The following is a 6,877-nucleotide window of genomic DNA, read 5'->3' as shown; positions in this document are numbered from 1 at the left end:
TCCCGCGCCCCCTCCGGCCGCCCCGGCCCACCTCGTGGGCGCCCGCGAGCAGCCGACCGCGGACGCCGCCGACGACGACCCCGTCACGCGGGTTCTGGAAGCCCCCGGCGCCGCTCTGGTGACTTCCGCCGACCCCGGTATCTGGGCCGCCACCAAGTCGGCCCGCGCGAAGCTCGGACCCGTTCACCTCTTCGACCCCACGCATGTCTGCGACACGCCGGACCGCCTGCGCTGGTCCCCGCACCACGGCTGCGCGGACCGTACGACAGCGGTGGCACGGGCGACGGCGCTCCTCGCCCCGCTCCGCTCCCCCCGCCCCATCGACGCGACGACACACTCCACCGCCGAGACCCTGCTGCGCTGCTGGCTGCACGCGGCGGCCCTGGAGGACCGCCCGTTCCGCGAGGTGCACCGCTGGGCCCTGGCCGCCACTCCGGCCGCGGAGCCGGTGCAGACCCTCCGCACCCACCAGAAGGCGTCCTCCGGCTCCGCCGGCGAGCTGGAGTCCGTGCTCACCGGCCATCCGCGGCTGCGCCAGGACGCCACCGAGCTGATCCGCCGGGCCCTGACGCCGCTGAACCAGCTGCACGTCCGCAACGCCTGCACGGCGTCGCGGGCAGACCGTATCGCGGTGGAATCCTTCGTCAATGAAACGGGCACGCTGTATGTAGTGGGCGAGGATCCCGATGTGATGCCGATCCTCAACGCACTCACCCAGAGCGTGGTCGAGCACGGCCGCCGCATGGCCGCACGGTCATCCGCCGGCCGGCTCGACCCACCACTCACCACCGTCCTGGAGCTGCCGGGCTGAGCACGCAGGACCACGCCTCTCCCCGCCTCGCGGAGTCCCGGTAGTTTTCGTTCGAATGACGCCAGTGGCGGGAGTGCCGGGCACCGCCTGCGTCCTGGGGGATTTCACCCAGACAGGTTGGGGGCTTGCCGGATTCCGGGGAGGGAGGCCCGGGTGTGAGGCTGCGCGCCATGGCACAAGCGACACGGCCCCGCATCCCGGAACTCGACGTCGTACGCGGCTTCGCCCTCGCCGGCCTGCCGATGGTGAACCTCGCCCTCACCATAGGCGAGGACCGCTATCCGACCCCCGACACGATCTCGTCGTACCTCTACGACAATCTCGTACTCCACCGCTTCGTCATCATCTTCACGCTCCTCTTCGGCCTGAGCTTCGCCCTGATCCTGCACTCTGCGTCCGGACGTACGGCGCGGCCACGGCTGGTCCTTGTGCGCCGCCTGCTGGCCCTCTTCGCGATCAGCATGGTCCAGCTCTTCGCCCTCGACGAGAACCTCCAACTCGCGATATACGCCGTCCTCGGCCTCGCCGTGCTGCTTCCGCTGTCCTACCTGACGCGGCGCACCCAACTGGCGGTGGGTGTGGCGCTGTTGGCCGCGTCGGTGGCGGTCATCGAGCAGGACCCCCAGAGCGCCGGGTACGGGCTGAAGATGGTCCTCACCTCGGCCGGCCTGGTCGCCCTCGGCGCATCGGCCGCACGCTACGGCATCCACGCCGACCCGGCGAACCGCGGCAGGCAGCTGCGGACGGCCTTCCTCGTCGCGTCGGCGCTCGCGGTCACCGCCCTCGTGCTGCGGGCGGACACGACGAGCATGCTCGGTTCCGTTCTCGCCGACATACGGCTGCTGTCCACCTCCGCCGTGTACGTGACCGCTCTGCTGCTCCTGCTGCGCACCGGCATCGCCGCACCGTTGACCACCGTGTTCGCCCCGCTCGGCCGGATGGCGCTGACCTGCTTCCTCACACAGGCGGCCGCGGCGGTCGAGTTCGCCGCACTGGTCGACGTGCGCGGCTGGTGGCTGCGCCGCTTCCATTACGGTCCGGTCGAGTGGCTGTGGCGGTGCGCGACCTGGCTGCGCGTCGTTCCGATACGCCGTACGCCTCTCACCGCCTGACCTCGTCCTGGGGGATTTCCCCCAGCGGTCTCGGAGGACAGCCCCGTACCGGCGCCCGTTCCCCGTTCCTAGCGTGGAACGTGTCATTCCGAAGCGTCGTTCTTCCGGCGCACGAACAGGGGCAGCATGGACACCGTTCTCGAACTGGACCAGGTCAGCCGCAGCTACGGCCGCGGACCGCACACCGTCCACGCGCTGCGTGATCTCGACGCCCGGCTGCACGCCCGCACCCTCACCGCGGTCGTGGGCCCCTCCGGCTCCGGCAAGTCGACCTTCCTGCAGTGTGCGGCCGGCCTCGACCGGCCCACCTCGGGCACGGTGCGGCTGGCCGGCCGGGAGATCAGCGCGATGCGGGAGCGTGAGCTGACCCGGCTGCGGCGCGGACGCATCGGCTTCGTCTTCCAGTCCTTCAACCTGCTGCCCGCCCTCACCGTGCAGGAGAACGTTCTGCTCCCGCTGCGCCTGGACGGCGAGCGCCGCGACCCCGCACGGGCGCGCCGCATGCTGGCCCGCGTCGGTCTTGAGGGGCGTGCCCACGCGCGGCCCGGCGAGCTGTCCGGCGGGCAGCAGCAGCGCGTGGCGATCGCCCGCGCCCTGATCACTGAGCCCGACATCGCCTTCGCGGACGAGCCCACCGGTTCGCTCGACCAGGGGACCGCGTCCGAAGTCCTCGGCCTTCTGCGGGAGGCGGTGAGCTCGCACGGAGCCACGGTCGTCGTCACCCACGACCCCACGGTGGCCGCCCAAGCCGACCGCGTACTACGCCTCTCGCAGGGGCGCCTGGTCCAGGACACGGCGCCGCGCGGCGCGGTCCGGGACGCTGCCGAGGCGCTCGCATGAGCCTGTTCGCCCCGACCACGACCGGTTTGGCCACCGCCTCGGTCAGGGCCCGTCCCTCCGCCTTCGCCGGGACGTTCGCCGCTCTCGTCTTCTCCGCGACCGTCGTCACCGCCTGCGTGGCCCTGGCCGTCTCCGCGGCGAAGGCCCCCGTCTCCCCGAAGCAGGCCGAGCTCTACGACGTGGGCGTCGCCTTCAGCAACCTCACCGTCTACCTGGCCATCTTCGTGATCGGCCAGGTGATGTCGCTTGCCGTCGCGCAGCGCGGGCGCGAGAGCGCGCTGCTGCGGGCGATCGGCGCCGAGCCCAAGCAGATCAGGCGCATGGTGGCGACCGAGGCGCTGTGGACCTCCGTGCTCGCGCTGCCCGTCGGTTACGGGCTCGGCGCGCTCCTGGCCCGCGTCTGGTTCGACGGCATGGCTGCCAACGGCATGGTCCCGGACGGAATGACGCTCACCGTCGGCCTGATACCCCTGTTCACGACGGCGGGCGTACTGGTGGTCTGTTCCCAGCTGGGCGGCATGATCGCCGCGTGGCGGGCGTCGCGGACCCGCCCCTCGGCGGCCCTGGCCGACTCGGCCGTGCAGGGCGGCGGGCGCGCCGGCCGTGTCCGCGCCACGGCCGCCGTGGCCTTCCTCGTCGGCGCGATCGGCCTGTCGGTGGCCGCGGGCGCGGGCTCGGTGGAGGACGCGGCGTCCGAGATCCCCGTCGTACTGCTCGCCTACCTCGTCGCGATCGGCCTGGCGGGACCCTGGATCGGGCGGGCGGCGACGGCCGTCGCGGCACCGCTGCTGCGTCGTTACGGGGGCGTCGCCGGGGAGCTGGCGATCGCGGGCGCCCGAGCGCGCTCGCGCCGCCTCGCGGCGGCGATCACTCCGATCGCGATGATGACGGCGTTCGCGGTCGTCCAGTTCGTCTCGCTGACCGGCGAGATGGACTGGATGGCGGTCTTCGGGACTCTGCTGTACGCGGGCTTCACCGGTCTCGTGGCCGCGAACACGCTGGTGATGCTGACCCTGGAGCGGCTCCGCGAGTTCTCCCTGCTGCGCACGGTGGGTGCCGAGAAGCGGCAGGTCAGGGCCATCGTGGTGGCCGAGAGCGCGATTACGGCCCTCGCGGGCCTGGGGGGCGGGGCGCTGGCCGCGATCGCGGTTCTGGCCCCGCTGGGGCAGAAGGTGGGCACGCCGCTGTCGGGGCTGCCGGTGTGGGTCTGGGCGGCGATGCTGGTCTCCGGGACCGGACTCGTCCTGGCCGCGCACTGCGCACCGCTGGCGCGGATGCTGCGGGTACGGCCCATCGACGGCGTCACGCGACGCAGCACATGAGGAGCCGCCATGTCCGCATGTCCGCATATCCGCATGTCCGAGGACCGCGCGATGAGCGGACCGCACACCGCCCGCACCGCTCTGGCCCCGCGCACCGTACTGACCGCACCGTTCTCGCGGCGGGCGTGGCGGGAGGCGGCGTACTGCCTGCTGTCCTTCGTGCCGTCCCTGGTCGGTTCCACTCTCATCGCCGTGAACGTCGTGGCGCTCGGCTGCGCGCTGACGCTCACCGTGTTCGGGGCCGTACCCGGCCTGCTCTTCCTGGTGGTGGGGCTCGCCCTGGCGCGCGCACTGGGCGCCCTGCAGCGCCGGCTCGCCCGGGGACTGCTCGACGAGCACGTCGCCGAGCCGCCCCGGCCGGAGGCGGGCCGCGGGCTCGTCGACGGCGTCAAGGCACGCCTCCGGGACGTGGCCGCGTGGCGGGCCGCGGCCTATGTGCTGGTGAAGCTGCCGGTGGCGACGCTCGGCCTGTGGGCGGTGGCGTGGTGGGTGATCGGCGCACTCCACTTCATCGCGCCGCTGCGCTGGGCCGCTGGGCAGGAGGACCTCAGCCTGATCTCGCCCGTTCCCGGTCTCGGGATGAGCCCGGACTCCCTCGGCGCCGCGTTCGTGGCGGCCGCTCTGGGCTGCGTGATGCTGCTGATCGCGCCCTGGCTGACCCGTGCCTTCGTCGCCGTGGACTGCCGCCTGATGCAGGCGCTGCTCGCCCCCGGCGCGGTGGCCGACCGGGTGCGGGAGCTGGAGGAGACGCGCGCCCTGGCCGTCGACGACGCGGCCGAGCGGCTGCGCCGTCTCGAACGCGATCTGCACGACGGCGCGCAGGTCCGCCTCGCCGCCCTGGCGATGAGCCTGGACATGGTGCGCGAGCAGCTCGACGACCGCGACCGGCCCGAGCTGCACAGTCTGGTCGAGACCGCCCGCGACAACGCCGCCGAGACCCTGACCGAGCTGCGCGACCTCTCCCGCGGCCTGCACCCGCCGGCCCTCGACGCCGGCCTGCCGGACGCCTTGACCACCCTCGCCGCACGCACTGCACTGCCGGTCGACGTACTGGCGTTCGTGCCGGAGCGGCCGACCCCGGCCATCGAGAGCCTGGCCTACTACTGCGCCTCCGAACTTCTCGCCAACGTCATCAAGCACAGCGGAGCGGGCAGCTGCCACATCGAGGCGTCCACCGGCGACGGCACGCTGCGGCTGCGGGTCACCGACGACGGCCGCGGAGGTGCGCACATCGCCGAGGGCGGCGGCCTGGCCGGACTCGTCCAGCGGGCCCGGACGGTCGACGGCGAGGTGACGGTCCGCAGCCCCGCCGGGGGCCCCACGACGGTGCAGGTGAGGCTGCCCCCGCATGCCTGACCCCGCTGACGCGATGTGTAGGAGGCCGCATCCGTGCGCGTAGTGATCGCCGAGGACGCCGCCGTGCTGCGCGAGCTGCTCGCCCAGATGCTGACCATGCGCGGCCACGAGGTCGCCGCGTCGGTCGCGGACGCCGACGCCCTGCGCGCGGCCGTCACCGAGCACGCGCCCGACATCGCGGTCGTGGACATCCGGATGCCGCCGACCCGCACCGACGACGGACTGCGCGCGGCGATCGACATCCGCGAGCGGCACCCCGAGACCGGGGTCCTGCTCTTCTCGCAGTACGTCGAGACCAAGTACGCGACCCGGCTGCTCGCGCAGGGTTCCGCGGGCGTGGGCTACCTGCTCAAGGAGCGGGTCGCGAACGTCGCCGAGTTCACCGACGCGCTGGAACGCGTCGCGGCCGGCGGCACCGCCCTCGACCCGGAGGTCGTCACCCAGCTGGCCAGTGCGAGCCGCCGCACCGAGAAGCTGGAGGCGCTCACCGACCGGGAGCGGGACGTGATGGCCCTGATGGCCGAGGGCCGCTCGAACACGGCCATCGCCCAGCAGCTGCACGTGTCGGCGGGCACCGTCGAGAAGCACGTGGCGGCGATCTTCGGAAAGCTGGAGCTGCCGGTGTCGGGAGACCACAACCGCCGGGCCCTCGCCGTCATCCGCATGCTGCGTCAGGGCCCGAGGGACTGAGCCGCGGCTCCTCCGGCGACGGCACAACGCTTGGTGCCCGGCTGCCTGCAGTCCGGCTGCCGGGCCGTCGGGGATCACGGGACGCAGCGGGCGGTGGCCCTGATCGTCACCACCGTCAAGCACCACACCTGCTCGTTCTGCTGCTCGGGCCGGCGCCGAGTGACCTTGCCCTCCCAGCTCGTCCATCACCAGCGGCAAAGCCTCTGAGGCATCGGGGCTCTTGCCGACCAGACGGCAGAACTCGGCCCGGTGGTCCTCCCACTGGGCGGGCTTGAACAGGTACGTCTCCGGGTTGTCGTAGCGGTGCGAGCCCGGCACATACACATCCCCCGAGCGCAGACCGTCGCGCAGGGCGAGCAGCGCGCACAGCTCCCAGTAGTGCCGATAGGCAGTCGCATCCCCCTTGGCCGCGGCCTCTTCTCCACCACTGGACCCTCTGGACGCAGAAAAGGCCGTGGGCCCCGACATGAATGTCAGGGCCCACGGCCTCAAGGATAGTTCGGCGGCGTCCTACTCTCCCACACACTCCCGCATGCAGTACCATCGGCGCTGTCGGGCTTAGCTTCCGGGTTCGGAATGTGACCGGGCGTTTCCCCCACGCTATAACCACCGAAACACAGTGAAACACACAACCACCGGTATACGGGGTTGCTGTCTCAGAAACCACACAGTGGACGCAAGCAACGATGGACAAGCCCTCGGCCTATTAGTACCGGTCACCTCCACCCCTTACAGGGCTTCCAGAT

Annotated in this window: 5 protein-coding genes, 1 rRNA gene and 1 pseudogene; 6 read left to right on the top strand and 1 reads right to left on the bottom strand. The window is 72.2% G+C overall.

The genetic code is table 11. The features are described from left to right. From G5C65_RS28240 to G5C65_RS28215, 6 genes and pseudogenes are all read left to right on the top strand, one after another. A pseudogene (locus G5C65_RS28240) lies at nucleotides 1–811 on the top strand (hypothetical protein); the annotation flags it as partial. Nucleotides 812–981: 170 nt separating this feature from the next. Then, nucleotides 982–1,923 (top strand): DUF418 domain-containing protein, encoded by a 942-nt coding sequence (locus G5C65_RS28235; RefSeq protein WP_165301848.1) that lies wholly within the window; start codon nucleotides 982–984, stop codon nucleotides 1,921–1,923. A 126-nt stretch (nucleotides 1,924–2,049) separates the two neighbouring features. Then, on the top strand, nucleotides 2,050–2,763 hold the full coding sequence (locus tag G5C65_RS28230; protein ID WP_165301846.1) for an ABC transporter ATP-binding protein: 714 nt from the start codon (nucleotides 2,050–2,052) through the stop codon (nucleotides 2,761–2,763). Then, nucleotides 2,760–4,085: an ABC transporter permease gene (locus G5C65_RS28225; RefSeq protein ID WP_165301845.1), complete on the top strand. Its 1,326-nt coding sequence runs from the start codon at nucleotides 2,760–2,762 to the stop codon at nucleotides 4,083–4,085. Before G5C65_RS28230 ends, G5C65_RS28225 begins: the two co-directional genes overlap by 4 nt. A gap of 9 nt (nucleotides 4,086–4,094) precedes the next feature. After that, complete coding sequence (locus G5C65_RS28220; RefSeq protein ID WP_241266110.1) at nucleotides 4,095–5,441, top strand: sensor histidine kinase; 1,347 nt, start codon at nucleotides 4,095–4,097, stop codon at nucleotides 5,439–5,441. Nucleotides 5,442–5,474: 33 nt separating this feature from the next. After that, nucleotides 5,475–6,131 (top strand): response regulator, encoded by a 657-nt coding sequence (locus G5C65_RS28215; RefSeq protein ID WP_165301844.1) that lies wholly within the window; start codon nucleotides 5,475–5,477, stop codon nucleotides 6,129–6,131. A 497-nt stretch (nucleotides 6,132–6,628) separates the two neighbouring features. On the opposite strand, the gene rrf is transcribed toward G5C65_RS28215, so the two are convergent. Continuing rightward, nucleotides 6,629–6,745 (bottom strand): 5S ribosomal RNA (gene rrf / locus G5C65_RS28210). Nucleotides 6,746–6,877: the final 132 nt, after the last annotated feature.

The sequence above is a fragment of the Streptomyces boncukensis genome (assembly GCF_011045075.1).
In the GTDB taxonomy this organism is placed as follows: domain Bacteria; phylum Actinomycetota; class Actinomycetes; order Streptomycetales; family Streptomycetaceae; genus Streptomyces; species Streptomyces boncukensis.
Note: the sequence above shows the minus strand (reverse complement) of the source record. Positions and strands in the feature narration are given on the sequence as shown.

Bases quoted from the DNA above. Each gene is read 5' to 3' on its own strand.
- G5C65_RS28220 (WP_241266110.1), top strand. From the start codon at position 4,095: ATGTCCGCATGTCCGCATATCCGCATGTCCGAGGACCGCGCGATGAGC.
- G5C65_RS28235 (WP_165301848.1), top strand. From the start codon at position 982: ATGGCACAAGCGACACGGCCCCGCATCCCGGAACTCGACGTCGTACGC.
- G5C65_RS28225 (WP_165301845.1), top strand. From the start codon at position 2,760: ATGAGCCTGTTCGCCCCGACCACGACCGGTTTGGCCACCGCCTCGGTC.
- G5C65_RS28230 (WP_165301846.1), top strand. From the start codon at position 2,050: ATGGACACCGTTCTCGAACTGGACCAGGTCAGCCGCAGCTACGGCCGC.